The organism is Ktedonospora formicarum (assembly GCF_016587355.1).
GTDB lineage: Bacteria > Chloroflexota > Ktedonobacteria > Ktedonobacterales > Ktedonobacteraceae > Ktedonobacter > Ktedonobacter formicarum.
In genome coordinates this window covers 1,015,838-1,041,118 of record NZ_BNJF01000002.1, presented here as the reverse complement: position 1 = coordinate 1,041,118, position 25,281 = coordinate 1,015,838, and the positions used below count along the sequence as shown (strand labels likewise).

At 49.3% G+C, this 25,281-nt stretch carries 21 protein-coding genes; 14 read left to right on the top strand and 7 right to left on the bottom strand.

Features of this window, described 5'->3' with window-relative positions; genetic code table 11:
* The first annotated feature begins 202 nt into the window (after nucleotides 1-202).
* Nucleotides 203-1,366, top strand: a complete 1,164-nt coding sequence (locus K3T82_RS23315; RefSeq protein ID WP_220195954.1) for a hypothetical protein — start codon at nucleotides 203-205, stop codon at nucleotides 1,364-1,366.
* A gap of 157 nt (nucleotides 1,367-1,523) precedes the next feature.
* On the opposite strand, the gene K3T82_RS23310 is transcribed toward K3T82_RS23315, so the two are convergent.
* On the bottom strand, nucleotides 1,524-2,060 hold the full coding sequence (locus K3T82_RS23310; protein ID WP_220195953.1) for a hypothetical protein: 537 nt from the start codon (nucleotides 2,058-2,060) through the stop codon (nucleotides 1,524-1,526).
* An 830-nt stretch (nucleotides 2,061-2,890) separates the two neighbouring features.
* Complete coding sequence (locus tag K3T82_RS23305; RefSeq protein WP_220195952.1) at nucleotides 2,891-3,922, bottom strand: LacI family DNA-binding transcriptional regulator; 1,032 nt, start codon at nucleotides 3,920-3,922, stop codon at nucleotides 2,891-2,893.
* Between the two features lie 496 nt (nucleotides 3,923-4,418).
* On the opposite strand from K3T82_RS23305, the gene K3T82_RS23300 reads away from it, so the two are divergent.
* The 3 genes from K3T82_RS23300 to K3T82_RS23290 all read left to right on the top strand — a co-directional run bounded on the left by K3T82_RS23300 (nucleotide 4,419) and on the right by K3T82_RS23290 (nucleotide 8,157).
* Entirely contained in the window at nucleotides 4,419-5,033 is a 615-nt protein-coding gene (locus K3T82_RS23300; RefSeq protein WP_220195951.1) for an NUDIX hydrolase, read from the top strand.
* Nucleotides 5,034-5,160: 127 nt separating this feature from the next.
* Complete coding sequence (locus tag K3T82_RS23295; RefSeq protein ID WP_220195950.1) at nucleotides 5,161-6,969, top strand: glycoside hydrolase family 2 protein; 1,809 nt, start codon at nucleotides 5,161-5,163, stop codon at nucleotides 6,967-6,969.
* Nucleotides 6,970-7,275: 306 nt separating this feature from the next.
* Nucleotides 7,276-8,157: a sensor histidine kinase gene (locus K3T82_RS23290; protein ID WP_220195949.1), complete on the top strand. Its 882-nt coding sequence runs from the start codon at nucleotides 7,276-7,278 to the stop codon at nucleotides 8,155-8,157.
* Between the two features lie 8 nt (nucleotides 8,158-8,165).
* On the opposite strand, the gene K3T82_RS23285 is transcribed toward K3T82_RS23290, so the two are convergent.
* Nucleotides 8,166-9,758 (bottom strand): Na+/H+ antiporter, encoded by a 1,593-nt coding sequence (locus K3T82_RS23285; protein ID WP_220195948.1) that lies wholly within the window; start codon nucleotides 9,756-9,758, stop codon nucleotides 8,166-8,168.
* A gap of 114 nt (nucleotides 9,759-9,872) precedes the next feature.
* Nucleotides 9,873-10,424, bottom strand: a complete 552-nt coding sequence (locus K3T82_RS23280; RefSeq protein ID WP_220195947.1) for a DUF4334 domain-containing protein — start codon at nucleotides 10,422-10,424, stop codon at nucleotides 9,873-9,875.
* 382 nt (nucleotides 10,425-10,806) lie between these two features.
* Between K3T82_RS23280 and K3T82_RS23275 the strand changes: the two genes are divergently transcribed.
* The 9 genes from K3T82_RS23275 to K3T82_RS23235 all read left to right on the top strand — a co-directional run bounded on the left by K3T82_RS23275 (nucleotide 10,807) and on the right by K3T82_RS23235 (nucleotide 21,283).
* Nucleotides 10,807-12,060 carry an MFS transporter gene (locus K3T82_RS23275; RefSeq protein ID WP_220195946.1) on the top strand — a complete coding sequence of 418 codons (1,254 nt, stop codon included), beginning with the start codon at nucleotides 10,807-10,809 and terminating at the stop codon, nucleotides 12,058-12,060.
* A gap of 108 nt (nucleotides 12,061-12,168) precedes the next feature.
* Nucleotides 12,169-12,582: a MarR family winged helix-turn-helix transcriptional regulator gene (locus tag K3T82_RS23270; RefSeq protein ID WP_220195945.1), complete on the top strand. Its 414-nt coding sequence runs from the start codon at nucleotides 12,169-12,171 to the stop codon at nucleotides 12,580-12,582.
* A gap of 86 nt (nucleotides 12,583-12,668) precedes the next feature.
* Nucleotides 12,669-13,640, top strand: a complete 972-nt coding sequence (locus K3T82_RS23265; RefSeq protein ID WP_220195944.1) for a ring-cleaving dioxygenase — start codon at nucleotides 12,669-12,671, stop codon at nucleotides 13,638-13,640.
* Nucleotides 13,641-14,112: 472 nt separating this feature from the next.
* Nucleotides 14,113-14,757 carry an RNA polymerase sigma factor gene (locus K3T82_RS23260; protein WP_220195943.1) on the top strand — a complete coding sequence of 215 codons (645 nt, stop codon included), beginning with the start codon at nucleotides 14,113-14,115 and terminating at the stop codon, nucleotides 14,755-14,757.
* Between the two features lie 251 nt (nucleotides 14,758-15,008).
* Entirely contained in the window at nucleotides 15,009-16,073 is a 1,065-nt protein-coding gene (locus K3T82_RS23255) for a WD40 repeat domain-containing protein (protein ID WP_420799318.1), read from the top strand.
* 164 nt (nucleotides 16,074-16,237) lie between these two features.
* Nucleotides 16,238-17,629, top strand: coding sequence for an ABC transporter substrate-binding protein (locus tag K3T82_RS23250; RefSeq protein ID WP_220195941.1), 1,392 nt, complete (start codon nucleotides 16,238-16,240; stop codon nucleotides 17,627-17,629).
* 201 nt (nucleotides 17,630-17,830) lie between these two features.
* Entirely contained in the window at nucleotides 17,831-18,736 is a 906-nt protein-coding gene (locus tag K3T82_RS23245; RefSeq protein ID WP_220195940.1) for a carbohydrate ABC transporter permease, read from the top strand.
* Nucleotides 18,733-19,659 carry a carbohydrate ABC transporter permease gene (locus tag K3T82_RS23240; protein WP_220195939.1) on the top strand — a complete coding sequence of 309 codons (927 nt, stop codon included), beginning with the start codon at nucleotides 18,733-18,735 and terminating at the stop codon, nucleotides 19,657-19,659. Before K3T82_RS23245 ends, K3T82_RS23240 begins: the two co-directional genes overlap by 4 nt.
* 382 nt (nucleotides 19,660-20,041) lie before the next feature.
* A complete protein-coding gene (locus K3T82_RS23235; RefSeq protein ID WP_220195938.1) occupies nucleotides 20,042-21,283 on the top strand; it encodes an MFS transporter in 1,242 nt (413 codons plus the stop codon).
* Between the two features lie 181 nt (nucleotides 21,284-21,464).
* Here K3T82_RS23235 and trmB read toward each other — a convergent pair whose 3' ends face one another.
* From trmB to K3T82_RS23220, 3 genes are all read right to left on the bottom strand, one after another.
* Nucleotides 21,465-22,070 carry a tRNA (guanosine(46)-N7)-methyltransferase TrmB gene (gene trmB / locus K3T82_RS23230; RefSeq protein WP_220195937.1) on the bottom strand — a complete coding sequence of 202 codons (606 nt, stop codon included), beginning with the start codon at nucleotides 22,068-22,070 and terminating at the stop codon, nucleotides 21,465-21,467.
* Nucleotides 22,071-22,969: 899 nt separating this feature from the next.
* Entirely contained in the window at nucleotides 22,970-23,701 is a 732-nt protein-coding gene (locus K3T82_RS23225) for a DUF2071 domain-containing protein (protein ID WP_220195936.1), read from the bottom strand.
* A gap of 18 nt (nucleotides 23,702-23,719) precedes the next feature.
* Nucleotides 23,720-24,451, bottom strand: a complete 732-nt coding sequence (locus tag K3T82_RS23220) for a TetR/AcrR family transcriptional regulator (RefSeq protein ID WP_220195935.1) — start codon at nucleotides 24,449-24,451, stop codon at nucleotides 23,720-23,722.
* A gap of 260 nt (nucleotides 24,452-24,711) precedes the next feature.
* On the opposite strand from K3T82_RS23220, the gene K3T82_RS23215 reads away from it, so the two are divergent.
* Nucleotides 24,712-25,221, top strand: coding sequence for a DinB family protein (locus tag K3T82_RS23215; protein WP_220195934.1), 510 nt, complete (start codon nucleotides 24,712-24,714; stop codon nucleotides 25,219-25,221).
* Nucleotides 25,222-25,281: the final 60 nt, after the last annotated feature.

The window sequence follows — 25,281 nt, the reverse complement described above, 5'->3', positions numbered from 1 at the left end:
ATTTTTATAGCTAAATGCATGCATGTGTGTTACTGTGTACATACAATAGATTTAGGTAATCATAACATATCATACAGGAGAAATAAACTTCTCACGCCAAAACATTTCAAATACTTTTTTGTTGGTAGGGTAACATACTACATGTTTTGAGGAGACTTTTGTGCTTCTTTTCAGGCATGTATGCAACGACGAGGAGGTTGTCGTGTCGATCACCACTAAGAGTTCGTCAGCTCGCAATCGTTGGTCGCCTTCGGACCTGATGGAACCTCAGAAGCGGCAAGGAAACGGTTTGATCCAACGCTGGAACGAACTTACCGCCATTCCAGAATCTAGATCCAATGCAGACTTTGCCCAGCGCGAAACGGCGCGCAAGTCTCAAATGAGCAGCAACATACTCTTCTTCTTCACCATTATGGTTGTCTTTCTCTTACCAGCCTGCTACTTCGCGCCTTATCCATCATACTTCTGGCTCGATCTGGGATTGGCTATCTCCTGTGTCATCGCGCTAATACTAAATCGTCAGGGACAGACACTCGCGGCTGGTATTCTGGTAAATGTCGCTGGCTTCATTGCTCTCACAGTGGCTCTCTTTTCAACTGTCCCTTTTGATGAGACAACGTTACAGGGCTACGATATGTATGTGATCGTAGAATTGCTGGCGGTCTCGCTGTTACCGACACGAAGCGTCTTTATCGTTTTCGTAGCCAGCGTTGGCTGCATTCTGGGCACCTTGCTCTATATGCCCCATACTGTGGTCCTACAAAACGATTTACACGAACGTTTCTTGATTATCGTAGCTCGCCCCATAGGCACTCTCCTGCTTGTCGCAGGGGTAGCCTATATCCTGGCAACCACAATGACAAACGCGATCAAACGCGCTGGTCAGGCTGAGATGATCGCGACTCTGGAACATGAACTAGCTGACCAGAAGCAGGAGCTTGAAGAGGGTATTCAGCAAATCCTTAGCACCCATGTCGCCGTTGCTAATGGTAATCTGAGCGCTCGCGCCCCTCTCAATAAGGACAATATGCTCTGGCAGATCGCTCGCGCGCTGAATGTGCTCCTGGTAAGGCTCCAGAGAGCATCACAGGCCGAAAAGGAACTGCAAATGGTGGAGCAAGCAATCGGACACTATGTCGGGACCATTCAACAGGCAGAGGCACATCACCAGGCCCCTAATCTGACTCTGGGTCATACGAAGCTCGATCCGTTGATCGCCGCGCTTCAGGGTCAGACCATCAACCGCGCGCAGCTTCCACCACCACCACTACCCTCACAACGCTCATCCCAGGACGGTGGGGGCACCCGTCCCTTCCCTGGACTCAATAGCTCCAACCCTCTCTATAAGGCCACTCCCCGTAGATAAACAATATTAGTAGCGGAATATAAATAAGGCGAAAAAGTCATGCGCATGACTTTTTCGCCTTATTTAGCATTATGAAGACCATTCCATTGCCTCCATGAGAATGAAGGGGACGAGGTTGCATGTACAACCTCGTCCCCTTCATTCTAAGAAATATACGTTAATCAATACTCACAACTTGCAGTGAAAGCAAAATACGTATGGCCTCCTCAGTGACATTAGGCGCAAGCGGAACCTCTTTTTTGATAGTCTCGATATCCTTCATACCATTGATCGTTTCATATACTGTCGATAGCATCAATTTCTGTCTGGAGGTCCAACCCCGCAATAAATCAATATCTAATGGCGCTATGATCCGCGGAATAGGCGTACTCTCCTCCACATGAACGAAGGTATCGGGCCGCAACGCCGGTGATGGGGGCGTAGGAAGGGCCATCAAATGCCAATCAAAAGGGCCTCGCTCATTGTCCACTGCAACAAGAACACTAGGCGAAATCTGGTGGCGTCGACCATCCTTATCTTCAACATAGCAAGTAGTAACTTTGCCTTCAACCAACTGCAAAAAACCCTTACAACGACCGCGTATACCCGGCACATGTGTAAGCTCTGCCTGAAGGAGGCCGTTTTTTCGATATCTCTCAAAGAGCGTAAGACTAAAACCCAGGCCAACGCTTGCGTCAAAATGTTCCTTACCCATACCAAACCCTCAAACCCAAACTTTTCATCACTACAAACCAGTCTGTACCACAGATATGTTTCCTGACAGCAAAGTGTCTAATGCTGCCTGCTTCCCCTGAACAGACATCAATAGTATTGAGGCTAGCTCTTCGATAGGCACTTTTCCAGTCTCGCCTACGATGAGTAAGTTCTATCATTGTTAGCCGCCATGCTAGCGGCGTTGGCAAATGCTGAGCCACAGCATGCCAACTAACTTATTTGCACAGAATGTAACACATTTGTATGTATAAGTCCATTAAACATTGATGAATTCAGCGTGACCACTATTCATTCAGAGCACTTTAAGAAAATAAAAACAAACTATTTGATAGCAATATCGCATAATCTATAACCTTATCAATCCTCTCTACAAGCCATTTCACCTATATTGCTACACCCCATTGAGCTCTATCCAGACCAATACAACCACCTGTAAAAAATTTCATTTAAACACTTTATGAAATGCCAAAAACTGTTTCCCATCTCTTACAAAAATAGCAAAAAGGTACCTTTAATTGAATTGCTCTTCAAGTGTATTTCCTGTTTAACATCAAAAGCTCTTATCGTGTCAAAATCTCCTATAAGAAAAGCTGATTTTGTCTTACAATGTTCATAATTATGAATATTCTGTAATAAAAAACAGAATTTGCGCCATGAAGATTAAAAATGCAGGTGCAGGGGTTGAACTTGTAACATGGACATACAGGCGTTTACCTCGAATCCACGGAAATTCTTCCATGAATTCCTCTGACGCTTTTCCGAAAATTCATGCTCTTGATTTGAATTGATGCTCTACAGTGAAGATGAACTTCACATCGCGGTAGAGTTTCGTGGGGCAGCGGTCGATGAGCGTACTCGAAGTTCAAGGGGCATAACTTCACGATGAGGCTCATGGGGAATCTGGAAGTCCGCCAGGAGTATCTCAGTTGCACGCCGACCAAGCGCGGTTGCTGGAACCGCTACGGTTGTGAGAGCGGGTGTGAGTGTCTGAGCAATAAGGCCATCGTCAAATCCAACCACAGAAAGATCGTCCGGTATCTTTAACCCGGCTTCCTGGGCTGCCTTATACGCACCTATCGCCAGAATATCATCGTCACAGAAAATGGCCGTGGGCGGATCTGCGACCTGAAGCAGAGTTCGTGCCGCCCGTTGAGCAGCACCAGACTCCAGCGCCGCGTATGCTGTATAATCATCTCTTACCAACAGGCCCGCACCCAACAATTCCTGCTTATACGTATCTCGCCGCTGATGAAAAGTCTCGGCGTCAACTGTTGTTGCCAGATGCGCGATCTTACGGTGACCCAGGCCAAGCAAGTGGCGCATTGCTGCCCGCGTTCCGCCAACAATATCCAGAAGCATGGATGAGATTTCAGGATGCGTTACATCAACCATTACAGCCCGATATCGTAATAGCGTGAGGTCAACATCCTCGGAAGGACGTACCGAACATAATACAAATCCTCCAATGGAGTGTGCAGTCAATGCATCCATCACAACTCCCTGCCAGCTCAAATCATCCTCTATGTTGACCAATACAACGGCGTAATTCTGCTGGCGCGCGGCCTGCTCCGCTCCCTTGAGAACAGCAGCAAAGAAGGGATTACTCACATCGGGAATGACCAGGGCAATAATGTTGGTGTGCCCCAGGCGTAGCATACGCGCAACTGTATTAGGTCGATAGCCCAACTCCTGCGCAACACGCAAAATCTCACGCTGAGTCTGCGCTGAAACACGCCCCTCAGCTTTACCTGCGAAGACGAGTGATACCGCCGATTGTGATACGCCAGCCTTCCTTGCAACGTCAACACTGGTAACGCTTCGGTTTCCTTTTCCCAACTCCATAAATTCCCCTTCGTCATAACAGATTCACTTCCAATACAAAACCTCAGCACATCATAGCTCATCATGACACACGACGGCGTTGTTCCTTATAGAAATCTCAGGCTCATTGTATCGCAACTGCGCAACATCCTCTCTATTGGATTCCGCCACGTTCAAGATTTAGGCATCAAGAATGTAACAAAATGCAAAGACAAACGATTATATAGATGTGGTGTGTTGAGCGAAGGGAAATAACATAAGAACTGATATTGTGGGCACTAGCTGTTCTTATGCCCTGCGCCTACACGTCACCCTTCCTTTTAAATATTTCCACCAACCCAGAGGCTAACCTTCTCAATCTACCACACCTCCATTTGCTTGCTTAAGATCTTTCTACTTATGCCAATGCTCTGTGAAGTGTCAAATGGAGCCACATCCGCTAGAATATGATAGTCACCACTGTGCGACGCCACTAGATAGTTAGAATTCAAGCAGAAAGCATTTGGGAAAGTAAGATATGGATCAAGAGTTACTGACAATATTCAATGAAGAAAGGCAAATATTGGGCACACGCTCTCGCGCCGAGGTACACACGCATGGCTACTGGCATGAAACCTTTCATTGCTGGTTCTTCCGCCGCGAAGCTGATAAGATATACCTCTTATTTCAGTTGCGAGCAGCCAGCAAGAAAGACTACCCCCTCAAACTCGATATCACTGCCGCTGGACACTTGCTCGCGGGCGAAACCCCGGCTGATGGCATTCGCGAGATCACGGAAGAATTGGGCGTGGTTGTGAACTACGATGATTTGCTACCAGTGGACATTATCCCTGTCTCATTTGAGATGGAAGGTTTTATCGACCGAGAATTTTGCCATATCTATCTCTACCACTATCAAGCTCCGATCCCTGGCTTCGTTCTGCAAGAAGAGGAGGTTGCCGACGTCGTCTCAGTCGAGATCAACACCCTGACAGCTTTATTGAGCGGCGAGAAACCTCGCATCAATGGGCTTAGTTGCGTGCGCTCATTCTCCTCAGGTCAGCTCATAACATTTGACGAGCATGACCTTGCTCCATACACACACACATACATCACAAAGTTATTACAAGCGCTCAGACAATACCAGATTTAAAAGCTCTTCGCAAACACCAGCTAATCAATAAGTGGTATAACATGAGGGCAAAGTCAACTTTTACAACGTTGTAATTACTTGACACAAGATTGCTTACAAAGCAAGAGAGGATCAACACATTTCACGCATGAACGAAAACATCCATCCACGCCCACAACTGGCACGCGGACAGTGGCTCGATCTGAACGGGCCATGGGATTTCGCCTATGATGACCAGAACGAGGGCCTTGATAAATGCTGGCAGCTTCGCGAAGATATCTATAATAAAACCATTCAAGTGCCTTTCCCGCCCGAATCTCAGGCAAGTGGCATAGCGGATACAGGCTACCATCCCTATCTCTGGTATCGGCGCACCCTTAACTTACCCGCTGCCTATAATGGCAAGCGACTCATTCTGCACTTCGGAGCAGTCGATTACAGCGCTCAAATCTGGGTCAATGGTCAGCTTGTCGCGACCCATGAAGGCGGGCATACTCCTTTCAGCGCGGACATCACCTCGGTCATTCAAAAAGAAGGCAAGCAAACCATCGTGGTGCGCGCCGAAGATCAACCTAAAGATCTCGCGCAACCTCGTGGCAAGCAAGACTGGTTAGAACAGACGCATGATATCTGGTACAAACGTACCAGTGGTATCTGGCAGCAGGTCTGGCTTGAGCCAGTCTCACAGGATTACATCACGAACGTACGCTGGACTCCTAATTTGAGCCAAAACACACTCACCCAGGAAATTACTATCCAGAGTCATACGAAAACACCTCTACGTGTACGTACACAACTCTTTTTACGCGGAGAATTACTGTTAGACGATACCTATCTCTTACAGGGTCAAACACTCAAGCGCGACTTATCGCTCGCCTTCGCGAATATCGAGCGTGGCGACCTCCTCTGGTCCCCTGAGCATCCCAATCTGCTCGACGCCACAATCACATTACTAGAAGACGACAAGATTGTGGATCAGGTTCAGAGCTACGCAGGAATACGCGGAATTGGCACGCAGAACGGTCGCTTCCTGCTCAATGGTCATCCCTACTATCTACGCCTGGTTCTACAGCAGGGCTACTGGCCTCAATCCCATCTGGCCTCTCCCAGCCAGGAAGCACTTCGACGCGAGGCGGAACTGGTCAAAGAGCTTGGCTTCAATGGTGTACGCATCCACCAAAAGATCGAGGACCCACGCTTCCTTTGCTGGTGTGACCGATTGGGTATTATCGTCTGGGGCGAGATTGCCAATGCATACACTTTCACACGCGAATCACAGCTTCGCCTGACACATGAATGGTTGGAAGCAGTAGAACGCGACTATAGCCATCCCTGCATTGTGGCCTGGGTGCCTATTAATGAGAGTTGGGGCGTTCCGAACCTCCTCAACGATCCAGCACAGCGCCACTTCTCTCAGGGTCTCTATCACCTCACGCGTGCCCTAGATCCTACGCGTCCAGTTATGGGCAATGAGGGCTGGGAACATGTCGAGAGCGATATCCTTGGCATCCACGATTACGCCTTCTTCGGCGAGACTCTCCAGAAACGGTACGGCGACGAGGAAGCTATAGATAATACATTCGCCAGCGACCAACCTGGAAATCGCGTGCTCCTCTTCGCCAATGAGCGAAACTCCGATGCCCCCATCATGCTCACGGAATTCGGTGGCATCAGCTACAGACCCCAGGAGGGTGAAGCCTGGTACGGCTATGGTACGGTGACGACCAGAGAGGCATATCTAGCAAAGTATCGAGAACTGATTAACTCGGTCCTGACCAGCCCGGCTATCGCGGGCTTCTGCTACACCCAGTTCACTGATACAGAACAGGAACGCAACGGACTCTTGACCGAACAGCGCGAATCGAAGTTTGATATTTCAACAATCAAACAAATTAATCAGCAGCCAGCGGCACAGCTTTCTGGTGATGCCCCCATTCGTTTACGCGAAAATCAATAATATGCTTGCCAGAGAGCTATGGTGAGTGCACTAACTATAGCTCTCTAGCGCCTTCGTAACCTTTCCATAAGAGTATTCGTGCCATTCTATACACTTAAATGAAAATTACTTCTTATACGGAAACCCTAGCGCGCCGTGCCCCTGCATGGGGTCAGCGCTAGCCGCTCTCAGTGGCATTAGTTTTCAAGTAAGACCTTTGTTGATATCGTCAGATGATCCTTCTGTCTGCCCACTTCTCGCCCGAGGGACGCCCCCTGAGAGAGAGCATTTGCAAGCAGACATACCATAAACGAATGCGAGGATACTATGGGTAGTTCCCATAAAAGACGTACTGGCACCAAAACCCTAGTGCAAGCCATCGAACAAGAGCCAGCACAGAATGGGGCATCCGAAGAGATAGCGCTGCAAACCCTTGAGCGTGCTCTACAGGAGACACGCGAGCGCTTTGAATCTTTTATTAGTACAGCAGGTCATGAATTACGCACCCCACTTACCACCATCAAGGGCAACGCTCAACTTGCCCTACGCCGATTGGCGAAAATCCAGCGCACTACCGTGCGGCAGGAGCCCATCGATAAAGAGGCGCTCATGACCGATCTCGAACGCCTGCAACAGCCACTTGACTATATCGTGTACCGCGTGGACATGCAGGATCGCATGATAAGTGACCTGCTCGATGTATCACGTATCCAGTCGGGGAAGCTCGCCATCTCCGCTCGCTCCTGTAATCTCAGGCTCCTCGTTCAAAACGTGGTGAATACCGCTCGCCAGCAAACACCCGAGCGGCAGATCCATCTTAACTTACCAGCTGAAGAAGAGATACCCATCAAGGCAGATCCAGAACGCGTTGAGCAAGCCATCAACATCTTTCTTTCCAATGCCCTTAAATTCTCCACACTCGAACAGCAAGTCGAGGTCTGCCTGACTCTGGAAGAAAATCAAGGTCAGCGCATCGCCCGCCTACAGGTACAGGATCATGGGACGGGTATTCCAGCTGACGAGCAGGAACGCATTTGGGATGTATCCTATCGCGTGAAAGAAATTCAAGTACAGGATGGCTCACATGTAGGGCTGGGGCTGGGGCTATTCCTTTGTCGTACGATCATAGAACGCCAGCAAGGACAGGTAGGTATGTGCAGCGCACCCGGCGAAGGTTCATGCTTCTGGTTCATACTCCCACTTGAATAAACAGCCAATCATAACCTTCTCAGGCGCACATCTTCCAGGTCAAGTTCGCGCTCAATCTGGTGGAATACATTGTCGTCGATAGTTCCGCTGTCCCTCAAGTCAATAAGAGCTCGACGCTCAAACATATGAATATCATGAGTCAACTGCTGCAAACTTGCGAGCCGAGTTCGTTGAGATCCCAGCTCATCCCCTTCATCCTCTATCAATGCATTCAGCCGCTTCTCATAGTATGTATGTAAGCGTTCTATGGCCGATTCAGGCGCCTCACCATCCAGTTTTAACTCCTCCAGGCGAGCCAAAGCCGCCTGTGTGACTGCCTGCAAGGCCAGGTGTCTTTCTTCCTGCCCTGCTGGATCATCGTGCAGATTGAGCCAGCGAATCAGAGGACCAAGGGTAACTCCCTGAAACAACAAGGTAAAAAAAATGACTCCAAAGGCAATAAGAACAATGGTATCACGCCCTGGAAAGGGGATGCCAGACGCGGTAAGCGTGGGGATAGCCAGAGCCGTCGCCATGGAGATACCACCCCGCATCCCGCTCCAACCAATTACCAACAATGCAGGCCAGGGTAACATCTGTTGATATTGCAATACATGTATTTTATCTAAAATACGTAATATAGAACCAAAAAGGAATCCCCAGATAAAACGCACAACAACGACAGTCAAGCTCACCAGGGCAGCATATCCAATTAATACAAACAGCGACAGCTCACCAAGATTGAGATGCCCCAATTGCACACCAATCAAAAGGAAGATCAGAACGTTAAGTAAAAAGACAAAAACGTGCCAGAAAGCGTCCGATTGTAGCCGTGTATTGGAAGTAAAAAAGTTAGCCGAATGTCTCCCCAGATACATACCACCCGCAACCACGGCGATCACTCCCGATACCTTCAAACCTTCAGCACTCAAATACATAGTAAAAGGTGTAATCAGCGAGAGCGCGATCTGACTGAGTGTATTATTAGCCCAGCGATGAAGCCAGACCGCCAGTACCGCGATTCCCAGTCCCACCATGGTGCCGCCTATGCTCACTAGCAAGAATTGTACACCTGCATCCACCACGGAGAATGATCCTACCGAGACTGCCGCAATCGCGAGGCGATACGCCACCAGAGCCGTTGCGTCATTCACCAGGCTCTCTCCACTGATAATAGTGGCGATCCGTCGATTAAGACCCAGACTCTGAATAATGGATTCAGCAGCAACTGCGTCAGTTGGCGAAACCACCGCCCCCAGCACAAACGCCGAAGCCCACGGCAGGCCAGGCACAAACGCGTGCGCGATCGCCGCCACACTAACGACCGTCACCAGCACCAGTCCTATAGCAAGCGAGGTGATAGCCCGCCACTCCTTGCGAAAGTTGCGCCATGACGTAAACCATGCGGCATAATAGATCAGGGGAGGAAGAAAGATCAACAGTATGACATCTGGCAACAATCTCACATAGGGCAGGTTCGGGATAAAACCAATAATCCCTCCACCTACTACCAGCAGAACCGCGTAAGGAATCCGTAATCGCGCGGCAACAACTGTCAGAATGGCTGCTACAACCAACAATACCAGCATGAGATAGAGTAATTCATGGATAGGTCCAGTCACAGCCCTCTCTCCCTATGAGAAACTTTCAGAACAGAGATACATACCCCACTTTTCATAGTAGCAAGCTGCCTCGAACACTCTTGCGCTTGCTCAATTCTCAATGGCAGATTGAAACTACTTATCGCGATGCAGTTTGAAGAAGTAGGGCTGCTCCATACCCTTGAAGTCCATAATACCCAGGAGTGTATCCTGATCAATAAGACGAAAGGCATCACAAATCGGCACGTTGTCATAGAGCATAGTAGCGCTCACCTTGCCACGATACTCCACCATCCGTAGACGTGCCTTCGCATGGCGGGTCTGCAAGATGAAGCGCAACAGAAGCAATATCTGCCGTACCAATTTATTTCGTAAAAAGGGCCATTTGAATCCCAGCGAGAGTGGCAATCGCTTGGGATCAAACGCAAAGAGCCGATTATGTCTATCGAAAAACAAAAGAGGATGTACATGATCGCGATCAAGAAACTCTTTGCCATACCAACCAAAAATCGTTAACAGCCCATCCATTGGATGGTGGGTAGAAACTTCGCTTCCATGCCACCTGCCGAACAAAGTCTCAATCTCGACACTTGGAAGAGCATCACAGAGCTCAAGCGCCTCTTGTAGGCTCATGCTATCCCGTAGGGCACGCGCTCGCAGAACCTCCACCGAATTAATCTCCGACATACATAGATTCCTTTCCGCTCGCTTTCGCGAAAACAAATAGACAGTGACTGACCCCCCACCAAAAACATTAACATATCTTTGGCAATGAAGAACCTGATATGCTATACTTAAAATAACAGAGCATTATCTATGCCAGTAGAAAGGGAGGCACTATTATGCGGCAGATCATAACCACAAAAATTTGGTGCATCCTTTCCCGGTTGAGACTGGAAGCTTCCTACTAAGACGTCACCATACGTCCCCTCCGGCGTCCATCCTATAACCTCAAAAAAATCAGCCTTCATACCTGGCCTGATTTTGGATGCCCTACCTTCTCTTACCAACCATTCATAAACAAAATCAGTATATTTTTGTGCCATTCAAACGTTGAAAAGGATTTATTGTGCTAGATAATCAAACTCAGGCTGTCAGCAACGAACAAACATCAGAGGTTCATAAGCCCCTTCCTCTGTGGCGTAATCGAGACTATCTACTGCTCTGGAGTGGTCAGGTGGTCTCGCAAACAGGCGCGCAGGTGTCGCAACTGGCCTTTCCTCTGCTTATCCTTGCCCTCACACAATCACCAACGCAAGCAGGCTTCGCTGCGGCAATGCGTACAATTCCCTATCTACTCCTTAGTTTGCCCGCTGGCGCGCTTATGGATCGCTGGGACCGTAAGAAGGTAATGATCTTCTGCGACCTTGGGCGCTTCTTGAGTATGGCAAGCATCCCAATGGCCCTGTACTTTCATCATCTGAGTATCATCCAACTATATCTGGTATCCCTGCTTGAAGGAATTCTCTTTGTCTTCTTCGACCTCGCAGAAGTCTCCAGCTTGCCCCAGGTCGTCTCAAAGGAGCAGCTGCCAGCAGCCAGCGCCCAGAATATCGCAACTTTCAATATCGCGATGCTGCTCGGATCACCACTAGGTGGTTTCCTTTATAGTGTTGGTCAACTCTTCCCCTTTCTCGCCGATACCTTCTCATATTTCTTCTCCGTTATTTCGCTCCTCTTTATCAAAACGCCATTCCAACAGGAGCGCGCGAAGACCTCACGTGCGTTGATTATGGAGGTTAAAGAGGGATTACAGTGGTTATGGAGACAGCGCTTTATTCGCTCGCTAGCGCTATTGCTGTGTGGCATGAATCTCATGACAGGGGGTCTAACATTAATCGGTATCGTACTAGGACAGCGTATACATGCCTCAACAGTCGATCTTGGTATCCTGTTCGCAATCTCGGGCATCGCTGGTGTTCTAGGTTCACTGGTAACGCCGCTGCTCCGCCGCCATATGAGCTTCTTCGCGCTCACTATGAGTACTCTATGGATACAGGCCCTTATCGCGCCATTACTCATCCTGGCTCCTAATCTACCCCTCCTCGAAGCGACCTTCGCTCTCCTCTTCTTCTTGTTTCCCATTTTTGATGTCGCGCAGCGCAGCCAGCGTATGGCTATCATTCCTGATGCCTTGCAGGGTCGTATCAATAGCGTGTATCGGTTGATCGTCTTTAGTGGCAATCCGGTCAGCCTGGCTCTAACTGGATTTCTGCTTCAGAACGCTGGAACAACGCCTACCATCCTCATCATAACAGGCGGCCTACTGCTCATAGCGCTCTCGGCTACACTCAATCCGCACGTACGTACGATGAAAGCCTGAGAATCGGCCCCACTAAGATTGACTTAGTGGGGCCGATTCAACCCTTGACATACCTATGGTTTAGTGCTAAACTGTCGATAGTCAAACAGAAAGGATATTGGCACAAGGATGTTAAGATCTTCAATATTGACATGGCTTCGGCTTTACCGAACCTTTCAGAAGATTGACCGTGCTCAGACCATACACCTGCGCACCTGGGGCTTGAATGTCGCGCAGTTCGATGTGCTGGCTCGCGTGGGCGCGCATAAGGGCATGACACAGCAAGAACTTGCCGATAGCCTTCTGGTAACCAAGGGTAATGTCTCTCTACTACTCAACCGTATGGAGAGCCTGGGGCTGCTAAAACGCTATCAGGAAAAGCGCAGTAATATCCTGGTCTTGACCGAAAAGGGGCGCGAGCTTCACGATCGCGTCGTTCCAGCGCATGAAGACCTGATTGCCAGTCTTATGACCGGCCTCACCGCTAGCGAAAACATGGAGCTACAACGCCTCTTGCGCAAGCTTGACCATTCGCTACGCTAGCAGTCAAATTTTTTACGCTTTAAGTTTAGTGCTAAACAATAGCACTGTTTCTATAGATTGAAATAGACACAGAAAGGATATGTCTCATGCAGTTAGGTGGATTACATCATATTACCGCTATTACGGGAAATGCTTCGCTAAACGTCGCCTTCTACACCGATATTCTTGGGCTACGACTGGTAAAGAGGACCGTCAATCAGGACGATGTCAGCGCCTATCACCTCTTCTACGGTGATGAGACTGGGAAACCAGGCTTCGACATGACCTTCTTCGAGTGGCCCACTGCTAACCTCAATCGTGATGGAGTAGGAACTGTCTCTAACATCGCCTTTGGCGTCAACAATCGCGCTGCCCTTGAATGGTGGGTTCAGCGCCTCGATAAATATAAAGTTCAGCACGACGGCATTCAAGAGCGCGACGGGAGAGCTTTCCTGCACTTCCAGGATCATGAAGGGCAAAGCCTGGAACTCGTCGATGCTGAGGGGAAACTGACCAGCACCTACTGGCAGGGCAGTACTGTACCCGCCGAGATGGCAATTCAAGGCTTCTATGCTGTACGCCTCGTCGAGCGCGATCTCGAACCATCAACGACGTTCTTTACTGAAACCCTTGGCTTCCGCCAAGGCGGAACCTACCAGACGGACTCAGGTCATACTGTTCATATCTTCGAGGTGGGACCAGGCGGTCCAGGAGCAGAAGTCCATCTAGAAGTGAGACCAGATGCTAGAACTGGGCGTCCTGGCATCGGTGGTGTCCACCATGTCGCCTTCCGCACACCTGACGCCGAGGAGCATCGCCAATGGCGTGAGCGCATCAAGCCGAAGAACGCCACCGTCACCAATGTCATTGACCGCTTCTACTTCCGCTCGATCTACTTCCGCGAGCCCGGAGGCGTCCTCTTTGAGATTGCGACAGATGTGCCCGGCTTCACAACAGATGAAGACCTGGAGCATCTTGGCGAATCGCTGGCTCTTCCGCCATTTCTGGAGGGACACCGCAGTGAAATTGAGGCTAACCTGCGCCCCATCATTCCCATTAAGCTCGCCAGCCTCAGATAAAGAAAAGACAAGGAATGAGGGGTTAAATCGGCATTTTGCCGATTTAACCCCTCATTCCTTGTCTCCCAGAGTAGATGGTATATTCTTCCTAATATTCTCACAACACGCCATAATTATCCTCATTCGTCTAATTTGGGGTCCTTTGGGGTCGCAGAGGTGTTGCCTCCGGAATACGAAGGGCGTATAGTAAAACATCAATGTATCCCTCTCTGGTGTTATACCTCATGACATCCGCAAATCATCAATTGTTGGAGGCCCATCGACCAAGAAATTGAAAAGATTCGCGAATTTATGGTCTCGCCGGAATTTGCTGTCAGATTTTCCATATATTGAGAGTCTTTACTAATGAGAGGGCAATTAGGAGAGGATACATATCAGGTAAGCATTCTCATTAACGCAATAATTAAACATAAATGCACTAATTGAACGAGGAAGAAAAAGACGAAGGTGTCTGTTTGCAAGGAGCGTAACAATGTCGTATCTGATCGAGGATCGCACATTCTCGGGCGCAAATCAAAAGGTCGAAGCGCCCACTGACGATGCCGAGATGGAAATTCTCGTTGTCCAGGCTCAAAGAGGAAACATCAGGGCCTTTGAGGCACTTTATGAACGCTACAACAGCCAAATATGCAGATACTTGAGTCGCATGGTAGGCAATGATGGTATTGGCTGCGAGCTGACTCAAGAAACCTTCGTTAAAGTTTGGTCATCTTTGCCTGGGCTGCGTTCGCCAGTCAGCTTCGTTGGCTGGCTATATCGCATCGCGACCAATTGTGCCTATACTTACCAAAAGAAATATGCAAAACGCCAGAAAGAGATATCACTAGAAAACTACCTGGAGCAGGCGAGTGAACCATATGTAGAAGGGCCGGAGAAGAGAGTCGAAGACATTGAACTCTTACGGGCCGCACTCGTAAAAGTATCCCCGACCTATCGTCCTTGTCTTATTTTATATCTTATCGAAGATCTTCCACAGAGTAAGATCGCAACCTTGTTAGATATGAAGGAAACCAGCGTGAGTAAGTATGTAAGTCGAGGATTAGAAGACCTGCGCCAGATATATCTCAAGCATGAAGGGTCTGCACGTCCAGTACGCAAAGGAGGAAAGAAGCGATGAACGCGCAAGCCCCATGTGCCAGATGGGCGGAACAATTGGCGCGCAAACGCGAAGATCTGTCCGCCTGCGAACGGGAAACGCTAGACGCTCATGTAGCAACTTGCGCGGCCTGCCGAGAGGCGCAACACGATTATCAGCTGCTCGTAGTCGCTCTTAAAAGCCTGCCAGAGCCAGCGGTCAAGCCAATCCCACGCATATCTCTTCTCATTGAGCAATATAATAACAATGAGAAAATACATGCATCGCCAGTGATGGATATTCGTCGCTCACGAATATCTCGACACGATTATCCAATCCAACGCCGTTCATTTTTTCGTACCATACAGAAAACTTTTCCGTTACTCACGGTAGCAAGCATCCTGATTTGTGTCGTTCTACTGGGACAGCTCTACTACGCATCGGTGAGCCGCGCCAACCAGTCAGGTACAGCCTCACTGATTTACCGCCAGCACAATGGTTTCGTAAGCGTGGTCGCGTGGTCCCCTGATGGACAATATGTCGCTTCGGGCAGTTGGGATCACACAATTCGAGTCTGGAAAGCCAAATCGGGCGAGCTTGTCAACATCTACGCAGGGCATAACGAACTGGTTGATGCTCTGGCATGGTCTCCCGATGGAAAATATATCGCCTCGGGCAGTTGGGACCGCACGGTCCAGGTCTGGAATGCCTTTACCGGCAAGACGATGCTCACCTATACCGGACATCGTGAAGAGGTAAGCACTGTGGCATGGTCTCCCAATGGGCTATATATTGCTTCGGGCAGCTGGGATCATACCGTCCAGGTCTGGCAAGCTTTTACCGGGCAGCGCCTCATCAACTATACAAAACATGTTGACTTTGTGAATACCCTGGCATGGTCTCCTGATGGCACTAAGATCGCTTCTGGCGGTCGCGACACGAATGTCATGGTCTGGGATGCGAAAACCGGTTTCACTTATCTCAACTACAACTACATTACCACACCGGGACATCCTATAAATGCTCTGGCATGGTCTCCTGATGGCACTAAGATCGCTTCTGGCGGTCGCGATAATTCAGTACAAGTTTGGGATGCCACTACAGGCAAGCTCTACCTGACCTATACAGGGCATTCAAAAGAAATTAACGCCCTAGCCTGGTCTCCCAATGGCAACGAAATTGCCTCTGGAGGATTCGATAATCTGGTTCAAGTTTGGAACGCTGATGACGGCACTACACGCCTGACCTTCAACGGCCATACTGATATCGTCACTACCCTGGCCTGGTCTCCAAATGGCAGGCAGATCGCTTCGGGCAGCTGGGATAAAACCATCCAGATTTGGAAGGCCGTTGGATAAATAACACTACACTAGCAATCATTTCCAACTTCGACATTCAGGGTCGTAAAAGTCCCTGTCGCGGATTCTTGTTGACACTTTTCTGGGTCAGTATCAATGATTGATACCAACCCATTTACGAATATATATTTACATGATGCGCTCTTTAGCGCGAGGAGGGTCTAATGGCAATCTTCAACCGTCAAAAACGGAAGGACCTGGATCAACTCGTCGAGAACTTTGCTACGCAGAGTATGCCACGTCGCGAGTTTCTACAAAAGGCTACGGCAGCCGGTCTCAGTGTCAGCGCGGCCTCAGCCTTGCTGGCAGCCTGTGGGGGTGCTCCTAACACAACCAATGGTACACCTGCCAAAGTCAGCAGCATTGACATTTTGGGGCAGTGGAGCGGTGAAGAACTGGATTCCTTCAAAGCTATCACATCGGCTTTCACCCAGAAAACCAACATCAAGGTCAACATTGAGTCCACTCGCGACACCAATGCCGTCTTGACGACTCGCCTCAAAGGCAACAACCCACCAGATATGGCTGGTATGCCTAGCATCGACAAGTTCCATGAACTGGCGGGCCAGAACAAGCTGATAGCATTTGATCCGTTCATCGACATGAACAAAATCAAAGAGGAGTACTCGCAGACCTGGATCGATGTGGCCTCATTCCAGGATCACCTCTACGGTGTGCTTCCCAAGGCCAACACCAAGGGCACCATCTGGTATAGCCCCAAAAGCTTCAAGGAAGTTGGCGGCACTATTCCCGAAACCTGGGATGCTATGATCGCCCTCTCTGACAAGATCGCGGGTCAGGGCAAATACCCCTGGTCAATGGGCATTGAGAGCGCGGCCTCTAGCGGTTGGCCTGCTACCGACTGGGTCGCAGAGATCTACATCAACAAGTATGGCCCTGAGATGTATGACCAGTGGACCAGCCATAAGATCCCCTGGACACACGCCAGCATTAAAGACGCTATCTCGATGTTCGGCAAGATCGTGACTGGCAAGCACTACATCAACGGTGCTCCTCAGGCCATTGTGGCGACCAACTTCCAGGATGCTTCTTACCAGCCATTCTCAAGTCCCGCGAAGGCTTACATGTACTACCTGGGCGACTTCGCCTCTGGTTTCATCAGCGCACAGTATCCGAAGCTGAAGGCCGGCGAGGACTTCACCTTCTTCAACTTCCCCACCATCGATCCCAAGTACAAGGGAGCCGTCACTGGTGGCGTCGACATCCTGGCAGCCTTCAAAGATAACGACGGCACACGCCAGTTCGCGGAATTCATGTCATCGGCTGAAGGCCAGTCCATCTGGGTCAAACGCGGCGGCGCGACCTCCGTCAACAAGAAAGTTGATCTGAACCTCTATCCCAATGATGTCGTTCGCCTGGCTGCTCAGCAGATGCTCAATGCCACATCCTTCAGGATCGGCGCTGGCGACCTGCTACCCGCCGCCCTGCAAACTGCGTACTGGAAGGGCATGGTCTCGTTTGTTAGCGATCCATCACAGTTGGATAGCATTCTACAGTCACTGGAAAGCACAGCACAACAGGCTTACGAGTCCTAGTTGGCTTTAGTTGGTCGGAGGAGTTAGGCTCATCTATAAGCTGGCTTCTCCAGCCAACTCAGGATAGTGAAAGGGTCGATAACGCTCCTCGCTTTCTCGATCCCTTCACCTGGCGACTTAATAGTTAAGAAGTGAAGCTGGTTGTGTGGAAATAGCATAGGATGACTGCACAACCCTTGCAATAGCAAAGGATGCAGGGAAATGGCAAAACAACTAGCCGTGGCCCGCTCACAAAAGGGCCGCAGCCCCATCTATTGGCCGGCCTGGATCTGGGTCGCGCCCGCTCTGATACTGGATCTTACCTTTTTCATCTATCCTTTACTGTACACCGTCTATCTGAGCTTTTTGGATAAAAATTCCATTGAGTTTGTCGGTCTCAGGAACTATCAGCGCATTTTTACCAATGCAACCATGCTCGAAGTGTTGAAAAACAATTTGATCTGGTTGGTTCTGGCGACCATCCTGACAGTTGGATTGGGCCTGATCATCGCTGTCATGGTTGATCGCGTCAAGGTTGAGAGCGTTGTCAAATCGGCTCTCTTCCTCCCAATGGCGATCTCTTTTGTAGCTGCTGGCGTTATCTGGCGCTTCGTCTATAAGTTTGACCCGGCAGGTCAGACACAGACTGGCTTGCTCAACGCTATCACGACTCTCTTTGGTGGGCAGCCACACGCCTGGCTACAGGACCCCAATATCAGCAATTTTATGCTGATTATCGTTTACACCTGGATGTGGGCAGGCTTCTGCATGGTCATTCTTTCAGCAGCGCTGAAAGGTATTCCCGATGAGATCATTGAGGCCGCTAAGATTGATGGCGCTAGTCGCTTCGTGATGTTCTGGCGCATTACCATTCCAATGATTCAGGGTACAATGGCTGTCGTCGTTACGACCATGATTATCAATATCCTCAAGATCTTTGACGTGGTATATGTTATGACTGGTGGCAACTTCAAGACCGATGTGGTGGCATTGGAGTTCTATAATCAGTTATTCACATTCAGTAATTATGGCCAGTCAAGCGCGCTAGCAGTGATCCTGCTGATCACGATTATTCCCGTCATGTATATTAATGTCCGCCGTATGAAGGCTGAGGAGGCAATGCGATGAGCATAACAAAATCAGAGCAGATAACAGTTCCTTCGCGCGAAGCCCAGATACGGGATCTTGAGCGCCAGAAGATGAGCCGCTATCTGGTCCGAGGCGTGAGCAATGGCCTCTTTACGGCGCTCGCGGTAGTCATTGGACTTCTGTGGTCCGTCCCCACTTTTGGACTCTTTGTGAGCTCATTCCGACCCGGTACGGATATTAATACAAGTGGCTGGTGGAGCGGGCTGGTTCCTCCCTGGGCCTTCACGCTTCAGAATTATGCGGACGTTATTCATGCTCAGGGCTTCGGTCAGGCATTTCTCAATAGCATCATTATCGCGGTACCGGGAACCATTTTGCCTTTGATTCTAGGGGCTTTCGCGGCATATGCCTTTGCCTGGATGAACTTCCCTGGCCGTAACTGGATCTTCCTGGGCATTGTGGCCTTACAGATTATTCCGCTCCAGATTTCGCTGGTTCCAGTCCTGTACCTGTATACCGACCTGGGATTGACGGGACAGTATGCCGCTGTCTGGATCGCGCATACCGCGTTCGGTCTGCCCTTCTCCATCTACCTGCTACGCAACTTCTTCGCCGCGCTTCCTGGCGACTTGATGGAGTCGGCACATATCGATGGCGCATCACATGTGCGCGTCTTCTTTAGCATCATTCTCCCGCTCTCGGTTCCAGCTCTGGCTTCGCTAGCAATCTTCCAGTTTATGTGGGTCTGGAATGATCTATTAATCTCTCTGATCTTCCTGGGTGGTAATCCACAGAGCGCACCTATGACACTGTCGATTGCTAACCTTGTGAACACGTACGGCAATAACTATCAGGTTTTGACCGCAGCGGCCTTTATCTCAATGGCGCTGCCCCTGGTAGTCTTCTTCTCAATGCAGCGTTTCTTCGTTCGCGGTATCCTGGCTGGCTCCGTCAAAGGTTAGTCTCCAGGCGAAACGCTCTTACGCGTGATAAATATGCCGCCAGATGTGGCCCGGCTCACCAAACAGCCTGGCCGCATCTGGCGACAGTATATTATCAATTGGGTTCATTGTTTCTATAGCCATTCCAGCCGGGAAACGCTCCTGATATCAAAAGCGCTTATCCCAGAGCATTTATAGCGCTAAATATTCTTATAGAGCGATCTCTCTTGTGGGTGTTACCCACTTTCCTCTGGCTTCTTAACGTGTCAAACACATAAGAAGCACCGAAATCTAAGCAAGCATCCTATATTTCAAGGAGCTTGTTTTCTAAAGAAGAGGAGCTGGCAAGCTACCAAAAAGGTAGCCGCCAGCTCCTCTTCTTTTCGTTTGGAGGAGAAGATATATGAGCAAATGGAAAGACCACTTTGGTTTTCCGGAAACACGGGGTAAATACGGATTTCTGCTAGTATTGATCGTTGATGCATTTGGAGCGGGACTCTTTCTACCGCTTTCAGTTCTCTACTTTCAAGTCACAGCCAACCTACCATTGCCAGCCATCGGGCTAACCCTGACTATCGCTACTGTCTGCACACTTCCATTGTCGCTGATTACAGGAAATCTGGTAGATCGATTTGGCGCTCGACATATAACCGCTATTAGCCAAATCATCCAGGCGTTCGGTTTTCTTGGCTATCTCTTCGTGCATACGCTTTCTTCCTTGTTTGGTACGGCATTTCTGGTAACAATGGGGAGCAGAGTATTCTTCGCGGCAAGTGCCTCGCTTATCGTGGATATAGCCTCTCCTCATGAGCGGGATCGCTGGTTTGGACTTGTTGGAGCCATACGTAATATCGGCCTGGGCATCGGAGGGTTTCTAGCAGGCTTTGTCATGGCAACGAATAATCCAGACATGTATCATCTACTGATAGGGTGTAGTGCGCTCTGTTACCTGGTGGCAGGTTGTCTTTTGCTGCGTTTGCCAGAGCCAGAACAAAGACATCATATGCAAGTAGCAAAGGAACCTGTTGGAACCATCTGGCAAAACCACCTGTTCCTTGTTTTTTTGCTTTGCAATGTCACCTTTCCTCTCTGTGCCTTGATGCTAACGATAGCTCTCCCAGTCTATGTAACCGAAGCAGTTCATGCCCCAGGCTGGATACCGGGGTCTGCTTTGATGCTCAATTCGCTCCTGATCATCGGCGGTCAAACGCTCGTTGTTCGAATTCTGGAACCATATCGCCGCACCAGATCTATAGGAGCGGCTGCACTTACATGGGGAGTATCATGTAGCTTTTTTGCAATAGCACTGCTCATCTCTCGCACTATACTCATACCCTACCTCTTCCTTGCCGTAGCTATTCACACCCTGGCATCTTTACTGTATGGTCCAGCCGTAAGCGCTCTGATTGCTGATCTAGCTCCAGCAAGCCAACGTGGGCGCTATCTGGCAACGTACGAATTCGTATGGGGGATTGCCAGTGCCTTGGCACCAGCACTCTTTTCACTCCTATATGTGGTAACGCCTACTCTACCATGGATACTGTTGGTGATATTGATATCCGCTTCGGGTATAAGCATGCTCTGGCTCGAACGTAGGTTGCCAGCACGAGCAGTACGAGCCAATAAGCCATCAAATAATTCCTGAGAATTATGAGCCTTCGCGTTGTAAGCACTTTATGAGCCTTCGCGTTGTAAGCACTTATAGAATCGGTTGACTGACACTTACCAGTTCTTAAAGCAGTATTAGGCACAGGCTGAGAAGAGGCGGAGCATAGCGGAGTGAGTGTAAGTCCCTCCGCTATGCTCCTGGCTATATGTATCATTGACTACAAGCGCCTACGTACTTCAAAACGCAGGGTTGGCAATCCATGACGCTCCCAGAGGCGTTGGTAGCGCGATATGATGGGTGCGCCAAAGCCAGATAGGTACCTCTCAGCATGAGTCTTCTCAAAGCGATGATCCTGCTCTATGAGTTCGAGCATTTCATGGAAGTACTCGCTATGATCCGTCATCACACTTAAATAACCATCTGGGCGTAAGGCTCGCGAGACAGTATCCAGCAACACCGGCGTAAAAATTTGCCGCTTGCGGAATTTGCGTCTCCGGTTGGGATCGGGGAAATGTAGATAAACGGCCTGCAAGGAATCAGGTGCAAACAGCGGATAAAGCTGGCGAGCATTGGCAGCAATAAACTTGATATTCATCAGGTTAAGCTTTGCAGCCTGAGAGGCTGCTTGCAGGAGCGATGACTCTGAGATATCAATGCCAAGGAAATTGGCGGTAGGGTTGGCCTCGGCAAGTGCGCAGAGGAATTCGCCGAAACCGCAGCCAATCTCTAACTCCAGGGGCCTCTGATTACCGAACAGCGCCTCGGAGGTCAACATAGGGAAGTGCTGGATATGATGATAGAGCCAGCGCGCAGAGAACGTCATCAGATACCGTTCCCTTATCTCTTGGTTCAGCGATATATGGGCTAAACGCCGGAAGACGGTTCTTCTAGGCATCTTCGCCCCCTCTCAACAAATGGCAATTCAGCAAGAGGTAAGACTGAAGGCTTACTATTTGACAGCGCATAGAGCGCTCCTTTCACAGCAACAACTGCTACGGGTAGCGCTCGACCGTAATCAATAAGAGCATCACATTAGGCGTGATACGCTAAGGGAAGCTATATCACCGCGAGGATGATGGGGATAAAAAGACCACGGGCGAGGACCACCCGTGGCTGGTGATGACAAAAAGCTATGTTTAAACGGTAACATTCGACGAACATTTGGGGATGCAGGACAATATTAAACTAACCGTCATCCAGGGATAGACACGGTTTTGTTCGTCGAGGTTGCAATCTATCAGTCCACAAGGGTACTCACATTAGAGGATGTGGGTATACACCTTGTTCACATTATTGTGCTGTGAGTTGAGGGGTAACATGCGTCTCTACTCTCTTTACTCCTTACAAGAAAACCTGAGTGCTTTCGTCTTGAAACGACCCTCAACGCTGCCTGGACGGCAGCTAGCGCTGCGCGCTCAGAGGATCGATAAGGAGTTCACACTAGCAGCGACAGCGGCGCTATGCCCCCGTACGGGGGTTGGTTTTCTCATAAGACCTTAGAAACTATCTGAAGCAAATGCAGATTTAAGTATATCACAGTTTGGATCAGAGATACGAATGTGAACGATTTGGGAATCAAGCTCTTTGCTTCTGACACTTTAACACTACCATCACAGACAACGAGGAGAGCAGGAATCCATTCTCAACATTTGTGAGAGGTTCAGGAATCACAATATTGAAAAAGCCCTAGTTAACACGCTTTTGATAGAGATGAGGGGGATTCTACCGATAGATGCCGCGATATGTCCATTTGTAAAGTCCTCCGGTCGCACGTACAGCACTGTCAAAGATCAACTCAGAATTGGGCCAGGCAGTATCTGGTGAGCTATGAATCACAGTGGCATTAATAGCTTCATACTGTGTGCCTTGCTCTTGCAGGTCAATTCGTAATAGCGCTTCTCCGCTGCTTGAGGATGCATAGCTTGTCAGACCTAGCTCTATGAAACGAACGAAAGATTCAAGGGAAGCGAATACCTGGGAATTCCATTCGCTCTGGGAGGCGGTTGGCTGGATCGAAGCGGAAAACAAACACTGTTGATTGTTATCAGATACACGAAGAGTTCGGACATTATCATCCTCAGAGAGAGACACATCTATATGGGGAAGAGTACTTGAGAATACACATGGCCCAAGGTGGGAGATCAAGGCATGATCCGCATATCGCCCAAAAACATAGACAGATGGCACAGGCTCACTACCAAAAGTATCACGACTCCAACTAACTCCACAACGATACGCGCAGGATATCGTCTTTAAGCCAAGCCATGATGGCAGTGATGAGATCATAACATGCTCTAGCTTCAGAAAACAGAATGACACTACACTCCAGCCTTGTAAGACCTGGGGGTGGAGATAAGAAACTGGTAAATGGGAGGCAAGAACATCAGGTTTTACCCGGAAGTTAAAGATGAACCGTTCAACGAGTTGAGCATGCACTGAGCGAGAGAAGAGCATAAATCGAGTCCTTTCTCTTTACAACTGTGGGTCACCCTCATCCGAAGGCTGAGAGAACAACGCTGTTTGCCTCTTGTCACCTAACAATGGACCAAGAATGGCGGCTAGCCGCGCCAACGCCTGGACAATGGGGGGAAGCCAGAGAAGCGGCTGCATTAATTTGAGCATATCGCGCAGGAACGCAAGCAGGAGACGAGACCTCCATGCACCCCGACTTTCATCGATGAGCCAGAAAAGCACCAGCGCCAAGTGTGTGCCATAGAGTATGGTCGCCAGATCTTCACACTGAGGCTCCTTTGGCGCATCTTTAGCCTCTTGAATAACAATCAGATAGGTTTCTCTGCCACGGAAACGAATAGCTTCCGTATTCTTACTAAACACACCTACACTGGAGCGTGTATTGAGAGCGGAACCAAAAAGGGCGCTTAGAGCTTCACGATAGGGAGTCATCAATTCCATTTGTTTAGTCACCATCATATGAAACCGCTCAGGGAGCGGGCAAATAGGCAAGCTATGTGTGAAGAATTCCAGATCTGTACACAGATTTTTATAGAGCCCCAGCACAAGTTCTTCCTTGCTCGCAAAATAGCGGTAGGTAAGCCCTGGTGAATAACCCGCCGCCGCCGCGATCTCCCGCATTGTGGTCTCTTCATATCCCCTGGATCCAAACAAGGAGAGAGCACTTTCCAGAATACGCTGGCGTGCATGTTCACCCTTCCTCGTCCTTTTGCCATCTGGCTCTTCTTGCATACCACCTCCATTAGTGCCGCTCTGTTTTGCTACCATATCAAAGTAAACGCGTTTACTTTTACTAGTATAGTTCGCACATTCAAAATAGTCAAGAAAAAATAAACAAGTTTACTTTTGTAGAAAATAATTATGCCATCAATAATAATGCTCTCATTTAGAAACAAGCTAGAATCAAGAGAAACAGGTCGGATTTCAACCGCATTCGCTGTTAGACTAAGAGAAACAAGAGGAAGTCTATGCATCACAAGGAGAAATAGCTCATGGCTGAAGACAATTTTACGGTCTCAACGTTCTATAGCTCCTGGAAAGAGTATCAGGACCGTATCAAAGGAGCAATCGCCCCCCTTACCTCCGAACAGCTTGGACTACGAACCGCGCCGAACCTACGCTCTATTAGAGAGATTGCTATGCATGTCGTCAGTTGCCGCGCCTACTGGTTCGCCGCTTTCATGGGTGAACCCCGTGGCATAGAGCTGAAGATGTACGCGGATTGGGATGATGATGCGCTGATGAAACAAGGCGCTAATGCCCCAACCGCCACAGAGATAGCTCATGGCCTTGATCACACCTGGCAATTCATGGCGGACTGTATGGCTCGCTGGAGTTCAGATGAGATGCAACAAACCTTCCCTGATGAGTATGATGGCAAACAGGTTGAACTGTCACGCGCCTGGGTTGTGTGGCATGTGATGGAACATGATCTGCACCATGGCGGCGAACTCTCGCACACGCTCGGTACGCACGGAATACCAGCGGATTTCCCTGGCTAGAGTCTGATAAAACTCGATAAAGAAATGGGACAGATGACACCCCCTTACCTCCTGCATCCC